At 39.1% G+C, this 17,456-nt stretch carries 18 protein-coding genes; 10 read left to right on the top strand and 8 right to left on the bottom strand.

Annotated elements, in window-relative coordinates; all coding sequences use genetic code 11:
* Nucleotides 1-30 precede the first annotated feature (30 nt).
* Genes nadA through nadB form a run of 3 tightly spaced genes read right to left on the bottom strand, consistent with a single transcriptional unit; the run spans nucleotide 31 to nucleotide 3,511 of the window.
* Nucleotides 31-1,125 carry a quinolinate synthase NadA gene (gene nadA / locus AC1DSK_RS05525; protein WP_477547718.1) on the bottom strand — a complete coding sequence of 365 codons (1,095 nt, stop codon included), beginning with the start codon at nucleotides 1,123-1,125 and terminating at the stop codon, nucleotides 31-33.
* Complete coding sequence (gene nadC, locus AC1DSK_RS05530; RefSeq protein WP_477547719.1) at nucleotides 1,122-1,976, bottom strand: carboxylating nicotinate-nucleotide diphosphorylase; 855 nt, start codon at nucleotides 1,974-1,976, stop codon at nucleotides 1,122-1,124. The genes nadA and nadC overlap by 4 nt, the downstream gene beginning before the upstream one ends.
* Nucleotides 1,973-3,511: an L-aspartate oxidase gene (gene nadB / locus AC1DSK_RS05535; protein WP_477547720.1), complete on the bottom strand. Its 1,539-nt coding sequence runs from the start codon at nucleotides 3,509-3,511 to the stop codon at nucleotides 1,973-1,975. Before nadB ends, nadC begins: the two co-directional genes overlap by 4 nt.
* 113 nt (nucleotides 3,512-3,624) lie before the next feature.
* Between nadB and AC1DSK_RS05540 the strand changes: the two genes are divergently transcribed.
* Complete coding sequence (locus tag AC1DSK_RS05540) at nucleotides 3,625-4,761, top strand: IscS subfamily cysteine desulfurase (protein WP_477547721.1); 1,137 nt, start codon at nucleotides 3,625-3,627, stop codon at nucleotides 4,759-4,761.
* Nucleotides 4,762-4,893: 132 nt separating this feature from the next.
* Nucleotides 4,894-5,055 carry a hypothetical protein gene (locus AC1DSK_RS05545; protein ID WP_477547722.1) on the top strand — a complete coding sequence of 54 codons (162 nt, stop codon included), beginning with the start codon at nucleotides 4,894-4,896 and terminating at the stop codon, nucleotides 5,053-5,055.
* 52 nt (nucleotides 5,056-5,107) lie between these two features.
* On the opposite strand, the gene AC1DSK_RS05550 is transcribed toward AC1DSK_RS05545, so the two are convergent.
* The gene (locus tag AC1DSK_RS05550) at nucleotides 5,108-5,248 is read right to left on the bottom strand and encodes a hypothetical protein (protein ID WP_477547723.1); all 141 of its coding nucleotides are present in this window, start codon (nucleotides 5,246-5,248) and stop codon (nucleotides 5,108-5,110) included.
* Nucleotides 5,248-6,537, bottom strand: a complete 1,290-nt coding sequence (locus AC1DSK_RS05555) for a helix-turn-helix domain-containing protein (protein ID WP_477547724.1) — start codon at nucleotides 6,535-6,537, stop codon at nucleotides 5,248-5,250. The genes AC1DSK_RS05550 and AC1DSK_RS05555 overlap by 1 nt, the downstream gene beginning before the upstream one ends.
* Nucleotides 6,538-6,803: 266 nt before the next feature.
* Here AC1DSK_RS05555 and AC1DSK_RS05560 point away from each other — a divergent pair, with 266 nt between their 5' ends.
* Nucleotides 6,804-7,100, top strand: a complete 297-nt coding sequence (locus tag AC1DSK_RS05560) for a DUF3006 family protein (RefSeq protein ID WP_477547725.1) — start codon at nucleotides 6,804-6,806, stop codon at nucleotides 7,098-7,100.
* 108 nt (nucleotides 7,101-7,208) lie between these two features.
* On the opposite strand, the gene AC1DSK_RS05565 is transcribed toward AC1DSK_RS05560, so the two are convergent.
* Entirely contained in the window at nucleotides 7,209-8,498 is a 1,290-nt protein-coding gene (locus AC1DSK_RS05565; RefSeq protein ID WP_477547726.1) for a helix-turn-helix domain-containing protein, read from the bottom strand.
* 243 nt (nucleotides 8,499-8,741) lie between these two features.
* Between AC1DSK_RS05565 and AC1DSK_RS05570 the strand changes: the two genes are divergently transcribed.
* On the top strand, nucleotides 8,742-8,951 hold the full coding sequence (locus AC1DSK_RS05570) for a hypothetical protein (RefSeq protein ID WP_477547727.1): 210 nt from the start codon (nucleotides 8,742-8,744) through the stop codon (nucleotides 8,949-8,951).
* 324 nt (nucleotides 8,952-9,275) lie between these two features.
* On the opposite strand, the gene AC1DSK_RS05575 is transcribed toward AC1DSK_RS05570, so the two are convergent.
* Together AC1DSK_RS05575 and AC1DSK_RS05580 are read right to left on the bottom strand one after the other, a co-directional pair.
* Entirely contained in the window at nucleotides 9,276-10,820 is a 1,545-nt protein-coding gene (locus AC1DSK_RS05575; RefSeq protein ID WP_477547728.1) for an FAD-dependent oxidoreductase, read from the bottom strand.
* A 98-nt stretch (nucleotides 10,821-10,918) separates the two neighbouring features.
* Nucleotides 10,919-11,194, bottom strand: coding sequence for a hypothetical protein (locus tag AC1DSK_RS05580; protein WP_477547729.1), 276 nt, complete (start codon nucleotides 11,192-11,194; stop codon nucleotides 10,919-10,921).
* Nucleotides 11,195-11,332: 138 nt separating this feature from the next.
* Here AC1DSK_RS05580 and AC1DSK_RS05585 point away from each other — a divergent pair, with 138 nt between their 5' ends.
* The 6 genes from AC1DSK_RS05585 to AC1DSK_RS05610 all read left to right on the top strand — a co-directional run bounded on the left by AC1DSK_RS05585 (nucleotide 11,333) and on the right by AC1DSK_RS05610 (nucleotide 17,423).
* The gene (locus tag AC1DSK_RS05585) at nucleotides 11,333-13,309 is read left to right on the top strand and encodes a S9 family peptidase (RefSeq protein ID WP_477547730.1); all 1,977 of its coding nucleotides are present in this window, start codon (nucleotides 11,333-11,335) and stop codon (nucleotides 13,307-13,309) included.
* 11 nt (nucleotides 13,310-13,320) lie between these two features.
* A complete protein-coding gene (locus AC1DSK_RS05590) occupies nucleotides 13,321-13,863 on the top strand; it encodes a GNAT family N-acetyltransferase (RefSeq protein WP_477598099.1) in 543 nt (180 codons plus the stop codon).
* Between the two features lie 148 nt (nucleotides 13,864-14,011).
* A complete protein-coding gene (locus AC1DSK_RS05595; RefSeq protein WP_477547732.1) occupies nucleotides 14,012-14,647 on the top strand; it encodes a class I SAM-dependent DNA methyltransferase in 636 nt (211 codons plus the stop codon).
* A 237-nt stretch (nucleotides 14,648-14,884) separates the two neighbouring features.
* Nucleotides 14,885-15,355: an S-ribosylhomocysteine lyase gene (locus AC1DSK_RS05600; protein WP_016429118.1), complete on the top strand. Its 471-nt coding sequence runs from the start codon at nucleotides 14,885-14,887 to the stop codon at nucleotides 15,353-15,355.
* Nucleotides 15,355-16,293 carry a PLP-dependent cysteine synthase family protein gene (locus tag AC1DSK_RS05605; protein ID WP_477547733.1) on the top strand — a complete coding sequence of 313 codons (939 nt, stop codon included), beginning with the start codon at nucleotides 15,355-15,357 and terminating at the stop codon, nucleotides 16,291-16,293. Before AC1DSK_RS05600 ends, AC1DSK_RS05605 begins: the two co-directional genes overlap by 1 nt.
* A complete protein-coding gene (locus AC1DSK_RS05610) occupies nucleotides 16,290-17,423 on the top strand; it encodes a bifunctional cystathionine gamma-lyase/homocysteine desulfhydrase (protein ID WP_477547734.1) in 1,134 nt (377 codons plus the stop codon). Before AC1DSK_RS05605 ends, AC1DSK_RS05610 begins: the two co-directional genes overlap by 4 nt.
* Nucleotides 17,424-17,456: the final 33 nt, after the last annotated feature.

A 17,456-nucleotide genomic window follows, 5' to 3' on the forward strand; every position in this document is an offset into this window, starting at 1 on the left:
CCATCAATATGGAATCGTTTCTTTTTCTATTTACAGCATTTTCTCTAAAGCCATGGTTGCTTCCACAGCTGTTTTTTCATCAACTGATATTTGGTTGATGATGCGACCCTCCAAGAGTTCCTCCAAAGCCCACGTTAAATGGGGCAAGTCAATGCGATTCATCGTCAGGCAAGGGCACATAAAGGGATTCAAGGACACGATATCACGGTCAGGATAGGTAGCGATTAAGCGGTTCACTAAATTCATTTCCGTACCAATTGCCCATTTCGAACCTACTTCAGACGCTTCAATCATATCAATGATGTATTTTGTGGAACCAGCATAATCAGATGCGGCAACCACTTCATACGTGCACTCCGGATGGACTAAAATTTTGCGATCCGGCTCTTTATCTCTTAAATTTGCCACGTGTTTAGGTAAGAAATTCATGTGCACCGAGCAATGTCCTTTCCATAGAATTACTCGAACGTCTTCTAAAGCACATTGCAATTCTAGATGGTTTTTAATCGGATCCCAAATTGCCATCGTTTCCAAAGGAATGCCAAGTTTCACGGCAGTGTTGCGTCCTAAATGCTGATCAGGTAAAAATAGCATGCGCTCTTTCTGGGAAAGTGCCCATTCCACCATTTCTTCTGCGTTAGAGGAAGTTACCGTCGCGCCACCATTACGACCGACAAATGCTTTGATCGCTGCAGTAGAATTGACGTACGTCAAAGGAACAATTGTATCACCGAAGCATTTTTGTAATTCAATCCAGGCACGTTCTGTTTGATCAATGTTCGCCATATCCGCCATTGAACAACCAGCTCTCATATCAGGCAAAATCACTGCTTGGTTTGGAGTAGTTAATATATCCGCGGTTTCCGCCATGAAATGGACGCCACAAAAGATAATATAATCGGCCGTTTGTTTGGCTGCAATTTGCGATAACTGAAGCGAGTCGCCAGTCACGTCTGCAAAGGTAATGACTTCATCTTTTTGGTAATGGTGCCCCAAAATGTACAAGCTTTCACCCAATAACTTCTTAGCCTTCAATGCTCGTTCATGTAGTTCTTTTGCAGGCGTGTTCAAATAATGGGCAGGTATTGGATCAGCAATTTGTAATTCTTCTAATAACGATGTCATGCGAAAACGGCCTCCTTGCTTGAAACGGTTAAATTCATGCTGATATCTATGTTTGAGACACTATGTGTTAGTGCACCAATGGAAATAACATCGACTCCAGTATGACGGTATGATGAAAGTTTATATAAATCAATTCCGCCAGAAGCTTCTGTACGAATGGAAGCCGGCACAAGTTTTGCCCAACATGTCATCGTCTCAGGCGTTTGATTATCAAACATGATGACATGTGGTTTTGCCTTAATTGCTTCAAGTAATTGTTCTTCTGTTTCTACCTCCACTTCAATCATGACCATATGACCAAGCGATGCACGGACTTTTTCCACGGCTTGCGTAATGGAACCCGCCGCAGCGATATGATTGTCTTTCAACATCACCGCATCATATAAACCGATGCGATGATTAAACCCGCCTCCAGCTCGAACTGCATATTTTTCAAACATCCGGAGACCCGGTGTAGTTTTGCGAGTATCCACAATGCGTGTATGCGATGAGCCAAGTGCTTCCACACATTTTGCTGTTAAAGTTGCAATGGCACTCATTCGCTGAACTAAATTCAATAGCACGCGTTCTCCTGACAGTAAGGAAGCAATCGGACCCTTCAATCGAACAATAGCTTCACCAGATGCCACATGATCTCCATCTTTTTTTAACAGTTCTACTTCCACTGTGTCATCCAATAAACCATAACCCCATGTAAAACACTGCAAACCAGCTACCACTCCATCCTCTTTAAGACGCACAATGGCCGCGCCGATGTCGGATTCCTGGAAGAGAACTGAGGACACGTCACGATCTCCTATATCTTCAATCAAGAAATTTTTTAACGCAGCTTCTACTTTTAAACGATTCATTTTACAGTCTCCTTACTTTCAATTTCACGTAATCTCGTCGACACCCCTTGAAAGGAACGTTCGATAACTTTTCCTGTCCATGAATCAGCCGACGTTGGATAATCATGTCGATAATGACCTCCTCGGCTTTCTGTTCGATGGAAGGCGGATTTTGCAATTAAACTGCTAGCTGTATAACGGTGAATAAGCTGTATTTCTTCTTTTGTGTAGTTTGCAAGGTTAAGGCGAGAGAGAGGGAATTCTTGAATGAAATCTGCAAGACCGTTTCCCGTGCGAATAATTCCGACTTGTTCCGTCATTCGTAGTTGCATAGTCGCTGGACAGACCTGAATGAATGAACAATCTACTTCTTCATCAAGTTGAATTCCTGAGCGAATCACGTTTTCTTGCAATCTCTTTGCCAATCGTTCTGCAAAAACGAGACCTTCCAATAATGAATTACTAGCTAAACGATTCGCTCCATGCACACCTGTAGAAGCTACTTCACCAATTGCATACAGCTGCGGGATGGATGTTTCCCCAACATCATTCGTTTGTACGCCACCCATATGAAAGTGAGCGCCTGGACGAACAGGTAATAACTCATGAAGTGGATTCACACCATAACTCATACAATTAGCATAGATTGATGGAAATTTTTTATCGAACCGGTAAATATGTCGAGCATCCAAATAAACGGGATCGTTTTTTTGCCAGTGCCACTCAATGACACGAGCGACAATATCCCGTGGTGCTAGTTCCATCAACGGGTGAATATCCTTCATCACACGAATTCCGTCTTGATTAACGAGGAAAGCACCTTCACCTCTTACGGCTTCAGAAATAAGACCGCACGATTTTCCATTCAACGTAAAAATGGTGGGGTGAAATTGAACAAATTCCAAGTCTTCCAAAATAGCACCTGCATGATAGGCAAGGGATAACCCATCTCCCGTTGCTACTGGGGAATTGGACGTCTGACTATAAAGTTGGCCAATACCGCCGGTCGCAAGAACAACATGTCTCGCTTTAATAAGATGTTTGTGACCATTTGAATCACTAACGAACGCCCCAGTACATTGCCCGTCAGCAATTTGTAATTGCAGTACGGTATGAAAAGGGAGGCGGGTAACTTTTTCTTGTGTTTGTTCGAGCAAATAATGCATTAACATCTTGCCGGTCTGATCTCCACCAGCATGTAAAATCCTTCGTTGTGTGTGTGCTGCTTCTTGACCAAGTTCGGGTAAGCCATGCGAGTTAGCATCAAAAGGAAGTCCCTGTGCCATCAATCTTTCGATGAGTACTTTTCCCTCATGAACAAGAAGCTCCACGCGTGTATAGTGCGCATGATCAGCAGTAGCAAGTATTGTATCGACGGCATGTGTCTCAGGGGAATCATAAGGAGCAAGTGATGCTGCAATTCCGCCTTGAGCAAGTGCAGTATTACTAGTGAAAGGATTTTCTTTTGTGAGGATAGCAATGGACATGGAAGCGGGGAGAGAATGAGCGAGCATTAACCCTGCGACTCCACCACCGATGATACAAATATCAAACATTCTTCACACCAACTTTTCGAAAAGTTTACAGCTGTCTTGACACTATTAATGACATAAAGATACAGTGATTACAAGAAGAAAATCGTTTTTGGAAGGAAAATGGGTGAGTTTTGATGATTTACTTAGATGCAGCAGCTACATCACCAATGAGAAAAGAAGCGATTGACGCCTATGTAGAGGCGGCAACGAAAGCTTTTGGAAACACACAAAGCTTGCATGATACGGGTTCTACCGCTGCAGAATATTTATCATCTTGTAAGCAATTGTGGGCAAAATTATTAAATGGACGTGCGGAAGGGATTTACTTTACAGCCAATGCTTCAGAAGGAAATCAATTGACGATTCGATCCTTATTAAGAGGGAGACCTCTTGAATATCGGGATATCGTCACAACCAAACTTGAGCATGCTTCCGTTTTAACCGCACTGCACGAATTAGAAAAAGAAGGCTACCGTATTCACTACATACCGGTAGACAAATATGGTGTAATCGATTTGCAATTGTTTAAGCAATCGGTGAAACGTAATACCGCTTTAGTCATCATGCAGCTAGTCAACTCGGAAATGGGAGCCATTCAACCGGTTGTATCATGTGCAACGCATGCCAAGCAATTTGGCGTGCCTATACATTGCGATATGGTGCAGGGGGTCGGGAAGATACCTGTGGATGTTAGTGTATTGAATGTAACGTCCGTCGTTTGCTCAGCGCATAAAATTGGAGGACCTAAGGGGGTAGGAATCGTTTATTTAGACCCGTCCGTACACTGGGAATCTGTTTATGAAGGTACCACGCATCAAAGCGGATTTCGAGCTGGCACAGTCGATATCCCATCAATTATAGCAGCGACAATCGCGGCAAAATATGCCTTTGCGGAGCAAGATGGTGCCTATCAACAGGCGAATCATTTACAAGATTTTATCTTGGCTAATCTACCTGAATCTGTCCATTTAGTAGGAAACCCAGCGACTAAGTCTCCTTTTATACAAGGATTAATTTTGCCACATGTTGAAGGGCAGTGGCTGATGCTAGAATGCAATCGTCATCAGATTGCCATCTCCACTGGAACGGCTTGCAAAATTGGCTATGGAGAAGCAATTTCTGCTTTGAGCGCAATGGGTCTTGAACAAGATATGGCAAGTAGATTTATAAGAGTTTCTTTTAATCACAAGACAACTGTGGAAGAAATTAATGCATTTTTACAAGTTGTGCAAAATTCTTTAACAGATAACAATACGAAAGCCACTCTATGAGAAGAGTGGCTTTTAACATTCAATTATATGGGCAATTGAGTATAAAAAATAAATTGTTAAAAATTGAAACACAAATGTGAGATATTGCGTATTCTATATATAAATAGAAACTTAAAGAGAGGGGGAAACAAATTGAATATAGGTGACTTCTTTCTCACTATTATTGTGTTCATCATTCCAGTACTCATCACTGGCCTCTTAATTTATATGTTCATGTCCTTGAAAAGCCGTAAAAATCACAACCAACTAAAAGACTCTTTATCAGAGGGCGTATCCAAAAAACAAATCAAATAAAAAAGCAGAGACTGCAATGGAATGAAAATCCCGGCAGTTTCTGCTTTTTTAATTAGTTGTTTAGAGCAAGGAATGTAGGTGATTGAATGCTTGTGATTCTAGGAAGCACATTGTCCGCCAGTGTAATACCTTGTTGAGCAAATGTCATGACAAGCAATGCAGCGATGAAAGTTAATAGTAGTTTCTTTTTCATTATAATTCCTCCAGTAAATTAATAGATTTTAATTTAAATTGGTAAAGAACAGCTTGTTGATAAGTTAAAGCAGAATTTTTGTATTTCCTGTTTTCGCTATAAATTTTGCCCAGTAAAATAGAATATTTATTGGCATAGCGATAATCTTTAACTGTCTCAAAATGCTGGATTGCAGAAAGAATGATTTGATCAGAAGCTAGGTCCATCTCGTGCTTAACTTTATATATATTAAAATGATAGAAAAATGACATGTACTTCTCCATTGACTCTTTTTCAATTAAAGAAAGTCCTTTTTCACACCATTCAATAACCTTGCCAATATTTTCTGTTTTTGAATATTCTTTAACTATTGAAAAAATTGTTATTAAATGTCCTTCTGTATCATCCCAATATTCTAGGCTTTCAATAAAATAAGAGATTGCTTTATCACGATTTCCCTTTAAAGAATAAAGCGCTCCTAAGTTTTGAGTAATAATACCATCATATTGTGTCAACCGCACATCTTTAGCTAGTTTTTGCGTAAGAAGGAAACATTCTTCAGCACTTTTAAATTTAGCAGTCATCATCTGAGCCACGCCCGTAACAATGTAGCAATCAATCGCTCTAGCAAAAATTAGATTATCTTTGTAATAATTCAAAGATTTTGTAGAGTATTCAATAGTGTTTAAAAGATGATTGTTGGATAAATAAGACATACTAATAGCGTGGTAGAAGTCTGCAAGTTCCCATTCTTCCAAGTGAAAGTTAGTGAGTATGTCTAAGGCTGTTTCAAAATGCTCTAATGCTACTTTGAAATCTTTAACTAAATAGTAATAGAAGCCGCAATTCTTATTAAAGATAAAGCTTTGTCTCTCATCGAATTTTTCTTGCATTTGTTCCAAAGCATTCATCAAACTTTTTACAATTTCCACGTCAACTTGAGTGATTAAATACAAACGGAATAAATAGAGATTGCAAGTATAGAAATTGGATTCATCCTTAAACAGAAAATTTCTTACCTTATAGGAATCAAGTTTTAATGAAATATCTTCCTTATTTCGATTAATAATTGCATCTTTATAAAGAAGATAAAGTTCAGATAAAAACTCCGTTTCCTGTTCAGTGGAGAGATCCTCATAATCCAAATGTAATCTTTCCAATAAAAGCTGCAGGACATCTTCGCTTGGAACCGTCTGGTTATTCTCAATCTTGCTTAAATAGGAAGTCGAGCAAATTCCTTTGGCTAACGTGACTTGTTTCATATTCTGTTGTATGCGGGACATTTTGATGAGCAAACCGATATTATTCATATATCCACCTTTTATACTAATAGAGTCATTGAGTAATATCTACTATATGTGGTTGGGAAATAAAACTTAAATACCTATAAAAAAACGCGTGTTTTGGAAAAAAGTTTCCCAACCTGTTTTTCTTTCTTATTCTATCTTAACGAATTATGATTATATTGTAACTAGTTAATGAATTAGTATTTCTTCAAATTCTACGTTTATTATGAATATTTAGCAATTTTTATCTTTCAACAAGCAAATTATCATTTAAAAAGGAGCTGTTCAGTATGTTTACAGGTAGAATGTATAAATTGGATCGATTTCAGGATGATTTAGCAGTTCTCTTGGAATTTCCTAGGGAATCAAATGTATTGGTCGTTCCAACAGATGATTTAACTTATGATATGAAAGTTGGCGACGTATTATTAGTAGACATTCAGGAAGAAGGCTTTCTTATCTCAAAAGTGAACAAACGTGCTGCAAATAAACAGAAAGAAACAGATTCTGTTTCCACTGCACAAAAAATTAACAGTTACTATATTGATTACGAACTTGGTTGTTTAGTTTATACAACTGCCAGCTGATTTTAGCGTTCAAAGGCACTGCCGCCAGTGTCTCTGACATATACCGAAAAGCCTGTAACTATTTCCCCCGACCTCGGGAAATAGTTACAGGCTTTTTGATTTGAATTTTTATAATTCTTCCCAATGGTTCATTTTATTTTTATTAAACATACTTGCATTAGATAATACGAAATATTTGGCTGCATTTTTATATTTATTGTTTTCATAATAAAAGTTGCCTAACAATTGCGCATATTTATGAGCATGGCGATAATCTTTAAGTTCCAGAAAGAAATTATAAGCATCAATAGCCACTTTCTCGAAAATCGTTGAGTCAGTTTCTCTTGCCAAGTAAACATTTAAATGGTGAAAAAATGTTTTCTGACTGGGATTCTGATTATTATCTATTAATGATAAACCTTCCTTACACCATTTAATGACTTCAGCCGAGTTTCTTAATTTAGAATATTCTTTTACGAGCGAATATATAGGTAGCAATTTTTCCTCGTTATCGTTGCGCGATTGAAGACTTTTTAAATAGAATTTTATTGCTTCCCCTGGCAAACCCCTTCTTGACGCAGAATACCCTAAGTTCTGTGTAATGATTGGGAAGTGTTCAACAAGATTAAGTTGGGATGCTATTTTTTGTGCGAGCAATAGATTTTCATAAGCTTCTTCATATTGGAACGAGGATTCTTGTGCAATAGCCAAAATTAAGTAACATTCAATCACACGAGTGTTGAAAAATCCGCTCTTGAAAAACTCTAGAGATTTTTGGATATATTCTATTGAAATGACCCATCTCTGCTGAGTTAGATAACAATGTCCTAAAAGATAATTAAAATCGGCTTCTTCCCATTTCTCAATATTGATTTTTTTGTAATAAGAAATTGCCTTTTCATAGGATTGAAGAGTTAAGTTATAATCCATCAAAAAAGAATAGTAACTGCCGACATTAGAATTAAATAAAAACATCTGGTAATTATCAAAGTTACTGGATAGCTCAGATAATGCCATAATCAGTTCACTTGTGTCATTTTGAACATCTTGCACAATCAAAGTTAATCTGAGCACCATGAGCTGATATGTATAAAAATTTGAGGAATCTTTAAATAAGTAACGTTCATTATTAATTTCTTTTAACGCTATAGCTGTGAGTTCGCGGTCTTTGTTCATGACGGCATTGAAATAAATCTCACGAATTTGCTTTAGATAACTATCGTCGTCTAAACTTTTGTTTTGGTTGATCGCAATTTCGAGTCGGCTTAATAGTAAATTGACCACTTCTTGGCTTGGAACGATGGAATTGTTTTCAATTTTACTTAGGTAGGAGGGAGTACAAATCCCTTGAGCTAATGTAATTTGCTTCATATTCCTTCTAATTCTCTCAAGTTTAATCACATGTCCGAAGTTTTTCATGGTCACATCTTCCTCCTTTACTTATATTTTACATCTTTAATATTCAAATTTTATCCTACTATACATGGATTAAACTTAAAACAAAAGTTTAAGAAATTTATTTCATAAAAATGATATATATATGCCCTGAATGTGAAAACTTTCCCAACATTTTCGACATTTTTCGACGTTTTTTTCATGTAAACTACTACTAGAGGAATTAAACGAAAGAACAATATGTTTAAAATGGGAGGTGAGTAGGAAATGAAAAATACATCATTGGTTTTGGTTCAAATTGCTTTGGGCTTTTTTCTCATAAGACACAGAAGAAATATAACGAAACCGATTAACTTAATTGCGTTCGCTTTTTTTACCATGCTCATGATCTATTCCATTTCAAATCTACTCCCTATTCTTGGTGAAGGTGTAATGGTTGTGAAAAAGCACATCAACACTGAAGTAATCCGATTCTAAATCCAATACCCCTTTAGAAGCTTTTACTTGCTAAAGGGGTTTCCTTTATGGCTTCAAGACAAACTTGATGCTTTCATCTTCATGGTCGTTAAATAGTTGGTAAGCTTCACTGGTTATGGCGAGTGGAACTATATACCATCCTCCTCAAATGGTGTTCATCGCCTAAAACTTTACCCATATGATTTTTTTCGAAACATTTACAAAAACATTAAGAAACATGTAAAAAGCAAGCAACTCTTTATAAGAGCTACTTGCTAGAGTGTGTGTTTTTAATACAAAACTGTCCTATTGAATATGTCCTAGACGTTGTTTCTAAAAGTTAATTTATCTGCGTTCTAATGGTTTCACGGCAGGACCTTCTAATACTTCTCCTGTATAAGAGAACCGTGAACCGTGACAAGGGCAGTCCCATGAACGCTCACTGTTATTCCAATGAACATCACAGCCTAAATGGGTACATGTAGGTTTTACTAAATGTATTTTTCCCTGCTCATCTTTATATGCACCTGTCTTGTGATGATCAATCATGACAATCTTGCCTTCGTCCACCTGTAAATTCTCAAGGGTATCAGAAGGTCTCGTGAATTTTCCTTTTACTAATTCTTTCGCCACATTTGAGTTTACTTTTACAAAGTTTTTCGTATCATGTTGTTTTAGTTTTGATCGAGTCGGTGAGTATAAATCTTTATTGGGATTAAATTTATTTTGTGCAAGATCGGCTAACAATAGACCTGCGGCCGTCCCATTTGTCATACCCCATTTCGCAAAGCCAGTTGCCACAAATACATGAGGCAATCCAGATGTCATTTCGCCGATATAGGGAATACGGTCGAGCGTTTCTAAATCTTGGGCAGACCAATGTGTGTCGATGGACTGGACAGGGAAATGCTGTTTGGCAAATTGTACGAGTGTTTCATAGCGTTCAACGGTAGAATCGTCATGAGTAGTGTCTTCATACTGCCCGGCTTTGTGACCTTCACCACCGACAATCACGTAACTTTCACCTTTATCACCTTTGGCTGTTCGAATTGAACGGGTAGGCTTTTCTACATTGATATACATGCCGTTCATATGCTCATCTGGAACACTGACACACACCGCGTAGGAGCGTTGCGGAGACAATTTTGAAAAATACAAACCGTCTTTATCGTTAAACGGATAATGACTTGTAACAAGGACTTGCTTGGTCGTGATTTTCATTCCCTCCATCGTTTCGATAATGATTTCATCATTATGTTTAAGGGAACTTGCTCGGGTTTCTTCGTGAAAAACGACGCCAAGATTCTGTGCTTCTTTAACTAATCTGTTGATATATTTGACAGGGTGAAATTGCGCCTGTTTTGGTAAGGTTAATGTTTCACTTACCGGAAATGGGAGTTCATCCAAGGATATCGATAGTTCACCAGGAATACCAAGCTTGTCATAAGCTGCTTTCTCCGTATGTAATTGGTCAACACCTTGTGTAGTTTGTGCGTACAGAACAGCATCTCGTTCTTCAAAATCACAATCTATGGAAAGCTCGTCTACCCACATTTGTATTTGTTCACGTGCTTGTTGATTTGCATCAAAATATTGGCGTGCCTTGGTCTTTCCGAATGTCTGTATTAACTCGTCGTAAATTATTCCGTGCTGTGCGGTTATTTTCGCTGTAGTAAATCCAGTAGTTCCACTGGCGATTTTGCTTCCTTCAATTACGATTACTTTAACGCCTGCCTTAGCGAGGACGTATGCTGCAGTCACCCCGGTAATGCCAGCGCCTATAATACATACTTCTGTTGAGACATCCGATTCTATTTGTGGAAATGTTTTATTTGATCGTACTTTTCTCCAATAGGATTTTGTGAATTTAGGCAATTCAAGTGCACACATAATATAAACCCTCCTGCTCGTAGTTTCTTTATTATTACCCGTTTCCAGAAAATACAATCATGGATGGAAGAATTTGAACTGTAAGGAGGGTTTGAAAATTATATTTCTTCCAAAATAATCATTACCCCGATCAAAATAGGCAATAGGCAGACAAGGAATAAAATACTCCGAGCAAGCCAAATCGGCAGTTTTTCGAAAAAGACAGCAATCAGGATTATTGCAATCAAGAAAATAACTGAGACTATGATGCTGTCTGTTGTAGGAGAGTCTATATGATTCAATTCGAATTTATCACGATCGTATTTGTACACCAAAAAATAAATACCCACTAAGCCTAGAAGAATCAATGCAATTCCACCTAGTATCCAAGCCATAATAAAACCTCCATTTTTCATATAACAAACATACTGCATTGAATTCAAATAATCGACGGGAAAATTATGGTTCAGAATTAAAGGAAAACTCTTACGGTTGTCGAAATAGGTATTATGCACACCTAGGGAGGAAATAAAATGTCAAAACGCAAATTAACTATAGAAGATTTAAATCAATTGGTTTCTGTTACTCAGCCTACTTTAGCACCAAATCAAAAAGAAGCAGTTTTTGTTCATACAAAAATAGACGACAAGGAAAATACATATCAAGCGAATTTATGGCATGTGGAATTGGATTCAAAGAAATTGACACAATGGACACATGGCAAAGAGAAGATTTCTTCTCCTACATATTCCATAGACGGCACCCAGCTTGCATTTTTATCTACTCGTGATGATAAGAATCAACTTTATGTATTGTCCACAAAAGGCGGAGAAGCACGTAAAGTGACTTCATTTGAAAAAGGTGTCAGCAGTTTTGTGTGGTCTCCATGTGGAAAGAAAATATGGTTTTCTGCTTCCTTAAAAGAAGGAAAGAACTTTACTGATGAACCGGATAAAGAGGAAAAGAAAAAACCAGAACCATACGTAGTGGATAAAATGAAGTACAAAATGGACGGTACGGGATTGCTGCCTCAAGACAGTTATAAACATATCGGTCTAATTAATCTTGAAAACGGGGAAGTAACACAATTTACGGAAGGCAATCATTTTTATTCGCTACAGTCCGTTTCACACGATGGATCGAAACTGGCCTTCAGTGTCAATCGTTCTGAAAACCAGGATTTCGAATTCCGTCAATCATTGTATTTGGTGGACGTGGACTCGAAGGAAGAAACGGTTGTTATTGAAGAAGATGGTTACTTTGGGGGTGCTGCATTTTCTTTTGATGATTCGAAACTGGCATTTGTCGGTAGCGATGCATCTTTCAAGAACGCAACACATACAGAACTATATGTATATGATATCGAGTCAGGTTCACGCCAAAACCTGACTGAAGGAATTGATGCTCCAGTTGGGGATTATGTCGTAGCAGATACACAACAAGGGGCAAATGCGCCTAGCGTTGTATGGACGAAAGATGACCACTTGTATTTCCAAGTAACTACTATGGGGGACGTTCGATTATATGCCGCTTCATTGGAAGGGGAAATGTATCCGGCGACTGGCGACGATGAATATATATATGGCTATGATGTTGCAAAATCTGGGGAATTTGCTCTGGTAACAGTGTCCAATCCAACCAGCATTGGCGAACTATATGTACAAACGATTGCGACTGGTGAAAGACAAGTATTAACGACATTCAATGAAACATTTGAAAACGAAGTAGAATTGGTATCACCTGAGGCAATTGTTTATGAAGGTGCAGAAGGATGGAACGTTCATGGTTGGTTAATGAAACCGGCGGGCTACGTACAAGGTGAAAAGTATCCATTAATTGTAGAGATTCATGGTGGTCCGCATGCTATGTACGCGAACACTTTTTTCCATGAGCTTCAGCTTTTAGCAGCACAGGGTTATGGCGTTCTATATGTAAATCCACGTGGCAGTCATGGCTACAGTCAGCAATTCGTCGATGCGGTTCGCGGCGATTATGGCGGCGGTGATTATGAAGACATAATGAAAGGCCTCGATTCGGTACTTGCTGAAAACGACTGGATTGATGAAAATCGTCTTGGAGTAACTGGCGGAAGCTATGGCGGGTTCATGACGAACTGGATTGTCGGCCATACGAATCGCTTTAAAGCGGCGGTCACTCAACGATCGATTTCAAACTGGATCAGCTTCTTTGGGGTATCTGATATCGGATATTATTTCAACGAATGGCAAGTTGGCGCGGATATGACGGATGTTGAAAAACTGTGGAATCATTCCCCTCTGAAGTACGCCAAGAACATCGAGACACCATTATTGATTTTACACAGTGAAAAAGATTTCCGTTGTCCGATTGAGCAGGCAGAGCAACTTTACATTACATTGAAACAAATGAAAAAAGAAGCGGGCTTTGTGCGTTTCCCGGATGCAGATCATAACTTGTCGAGAACGGGTTATCCAAATTTACGCTATGCCCGACTAGAGCAAATTACTGGTTGGTTTGATAAGTATTTATGAGGTGAAATGATTTGATTGAGGCAAGTTCACAGGTCCACTTGCGACCTTTTTATGAAGAGGATTTATGTAGACTGTGGGAAATGAGTGCGAAAGAAGAAAATCCCGAATGGAAGAAATGGGATGCACCCTATTATCCATATTCACCAAAAACGTTTGAACAATTTTTATCCGATAAAGATCGTTATCTCAATAAGGAGCATATGTATGGGATTGAAGTGAATGATGAACTAATCGGGATGGTGTCCTATTACTGGGAGCATGAACCTTCTTTATGGCTTGAGATGGGAATCGTCATCTTTAAGCCGGAATATTGGAGCGGAGGCTACGGTGCAGAAGCATTAAGAAAATGGACGAATCGTCTCTTTAAAACCATGCCGCTCGTACGTGTAGGCTTTACCACGTGGTCCGGTAATTATCGGATGATTCGGGTAGGAGAAAAGCTTGGCATGACGATGGAAGCCCGTATCCGCAAGGTTCGTTACTACAATGGCATATACTATGACTCGATTCGCATGGGCATTTTACGTGAAGAATGGGAAGCACAATCTAAATAAAATCAAGACCCCTTTCGCATAATGTGAAAGGGGTCTTTTGGGATTTGGGAGTAGAAATAACGGGTAAACTATGTTATAAATAAGTCAGTTACCTAATACCAAGTAAACTTATTGGAATAATATATATAAATAAAAAGGAGGATTTACTATGGGACGTGAATTCGTAGATATTTTTGACGAGTGGGTACATTCTTATGATGCATCCGTTTCCGGAAAAGATCCAGAATACCGTGATGTATTTGATAAATATGAAGAGATTCTTTCTGCGGTTGCTTCTAAATCTTTTGGCACAATTGTTGAATTTGGAACAGGGACTGGAAACTTGACAGCGAAATTAATAGATGCAGGTCATTCTGTAATTGGTATCGAACCAAATGAAGCAATGCGTACAGTAACGGCGAAACGTTTTCCTGAATTGGCAATACTGGATGGTGACTTAATGGAATTTGAAGCTCCCGAGAAAGTTGATACATTTGTCAGCTCGTATGTTTTTCATCATTTAAAAGATTTAGAGAAAGAAAACGCTTTGGTCACATATGCTACTATATTGCCGGTTGGTGGGAAAATTGTATTTGCAGATACTGTATTTGTATCAGAAGAAGCAAAACAAGCACAGATTACAAAAGAACGCGCACGTGGTTTTAACAATGTGGCAGACGATTTGGAACGCGAGTACTACACGACGATTCCTGTTTTGACTCAAGCATTTGAAAAAGCTGGCTTCGACGTTCAGTTTGAACAAATGAATGATTATGTGTGGTTAATGGACGCAACTAAAAAATAGACTCTGTTAAACAATGTTGTTGAACTTTAGGGAATCTACGACAAAAACATCTGCTCCTGCGGTTACTCGTCGCAAAGATTAGGACCAAGTTACTTTGCTCCTGCGGTTACTCGTCGCCAATATTATGGTCAAACTACATTTGACCATAACTTGGCAGTTCGTCCGCGGAAAGGGAGCAGATTCCCACCTTTTCAATAAAAATCAACAGTAAAGAGTAAAAAATAAGGAGTGTTTTTGATGAAACAAATGAATGTTGAAAGCTTTAACTTAGATCATACAAAAGTAGTGGCACCTTATGTACGTCTTGCTGGTCGTAAAATGGGCACGAATGGCGACGAAATCCTGAAATATGATATCCGTTTCAAACAACCGAATAAAGAACATATGGAAATGGCAGGCTTGCATTCCATCGAACATTTAATGGCTGAAAATATTCGCAACCATACAGATCAAGTGGTCGATATGAGTCCAATGGGATGCCAGACTGGATTCTATTTGGCTGTAATCAACCATGACAATTATGAGGAAATCCTAACGATTCTTGAAAAAACGCTGGAAGATGTTCTTCAAGCTACGGAAGTTCCGGCTTGTAACGAAGTACAATGTGGATGGGCTGCAAATCACAGTCTCGAAGGCGCGAAAGAAATTGCACGCGACATGCTATCGAAGAAAGATGAGTGGCGTAACGTATTTGCGGAGGAAGCATAATGAACGTATACGGCAGCGTACATGAATTAATCGGCAATACACCGGTTGTTGAAATTAAAAATTGTGAAATTCCTAATAATTGCCGTATTTTTGCCAAGCTTGAATTCATGAATCCAGGTGGTAGCGTAAAAGATCGATTAGGCGTTTCTTTATTAAAAGATGCTGAAGAATTGGGAAAACTGCAACCAGGTGGCACTATTATTGAGCCGACCGCTGGCAACACAGGAATCGGTGTGGCTCTTGCCGCCATCGGCAAAGGCTACCAAGTGAAATTTGTGGTCCCGCAAAAGTTCAGTATGGAAAAACAAACTTTGATGCGCGCATTGGGTGCTGAAATTATTAATACTCCAACTGAACTTGGAATGAAAGGGGCTATTGAAAAAGCCGCAGAGCTTGTCAAAGAAACACCAGGCGCTTTTTCACCATCTCAGTTTTCAAATCCAGCTAATCCTGAAACGTATGTCCATACTTTAGGACCTGAACTTTGGCGTGATTTGGACGGTCAAATTGACGTCTTTGTCGCAGGCGCAGGTTCTGGTGGAACCTTTATGGGAACTGCGAAGTATTTAAAAGGGCAGAATGCAGATATTAAGACAGTGATTGTAGAACCAGAAGGCTCTATTTTAAATGGTGGTGAACCTGGTTCGCATTACACGGAAGGCATCGGTATGGAATTTTTACCAGCCTATATGAACAAAGCATATTTTAATGCTATCCATACGGTTACGGATAAGAACGCTTTTGAAAAACTGCGTGTGTTGGCTAAAGAAGAAGGTCTTCTCGTAGGCAGTTCGTCAGGAGCGGCATTTTATGCTGCACTGGAAGAAGCAAAGGTTGCAAAACCAGGCAGCCATATCGTAACTATTTTTGCAGATTCAAGCGAACGTTATTTAAGTCAGAAAGTTTACGAATTATTGAAGGAGGATGAAGCAGAGTGAGACCGAAAACGAAATTAATTCATGCTGGAATAGTAGGAGACGAAACAACGGGTGCCGTTTCTACTCCGATTTACCAGGTAAGCACGTATAAACAGGATGCCGTAGGTGATTTCCGTGGATATGAATATTCACGTACAGGGAATCCGACTCGCCATGCACTTGAAGTTTTAATTAGTGATCTAGAAGGTGGCCATGCAGGCTTCGCTTTCGGGTCAGGAATGGCAGCAATCAGTTCAGTCATGATGCTGTTCAATTCTGGTGATCATATCGTCATGACGGATGATGTATACGGTGGTACATACCGTGTCATGACAAAAGTATTAAACCGTTTCGGAATTGAATCCACGTTTGTTGATTCTTCTAACGCTGCTGAATTTGAAGCAGCAATTAAAGAAAATACAAAAGCGGTCTTTATTGAATCTCCAACCAATCCATTGCTGAAAGTAACGGACATTGCGGAAATTGCACAATTGGCAAAAGCAAAAGGCTTACTGACGATTGTTGATAATACGTTTATGACTCCTTACTTGCAACAGCCACTTTCACTTGGAGCGGATATTGTGTTGCACAGTGCAACGAAATATATTGGCGGCCATAGTGATGTAGTTGCTGGGTTGGTAGTTGTTGCGACAGAAGAGTTAGCGAAAGACCTACACTTTGTTCAAAACTCAGTAGGGGCAATTTTAGGACCACAAGATTCATGGTTATTGATTCGTGGCTTGAAGACACTCGGAATCCGCATGGAAGAAACGAATTCAAATGCTAAGCGCATTGCTGATTTCCTAGTTGCTCATGAAGCTGTTGGAAACGTGTTCTATCCAGGATTGGAATCACATGTTGGGCACGACATCATGAAGAAACAGGCAACTGGTTTTGGCGGAATGATTTCATTTGATGTGGGCAGTACTGAAAAAGCCGATCAGCTGATCAAGAAATTAAAATACTTCACACTTGCTGAAAGTCTGGGAGCGGTGGAAAGCTTGATCTCCACCCCGGCACGGATGACGCATGCGTCAATTCCTGCAGAACGCCGCCAAGAACTTGGCATTCTAGACGGCCTTGTTCGTATTTCGGTTGGTATTGAAGACGTTGAAGATTTAATTGAAGATTTAGAGCAAGGGTTAGTTTAATATTCGTAGACTTTAGCCACTCCATCGAGATAT

It is taken from the genome of Paenisporosarcina sp. P4_B8 (assembly GCF_056402175.1).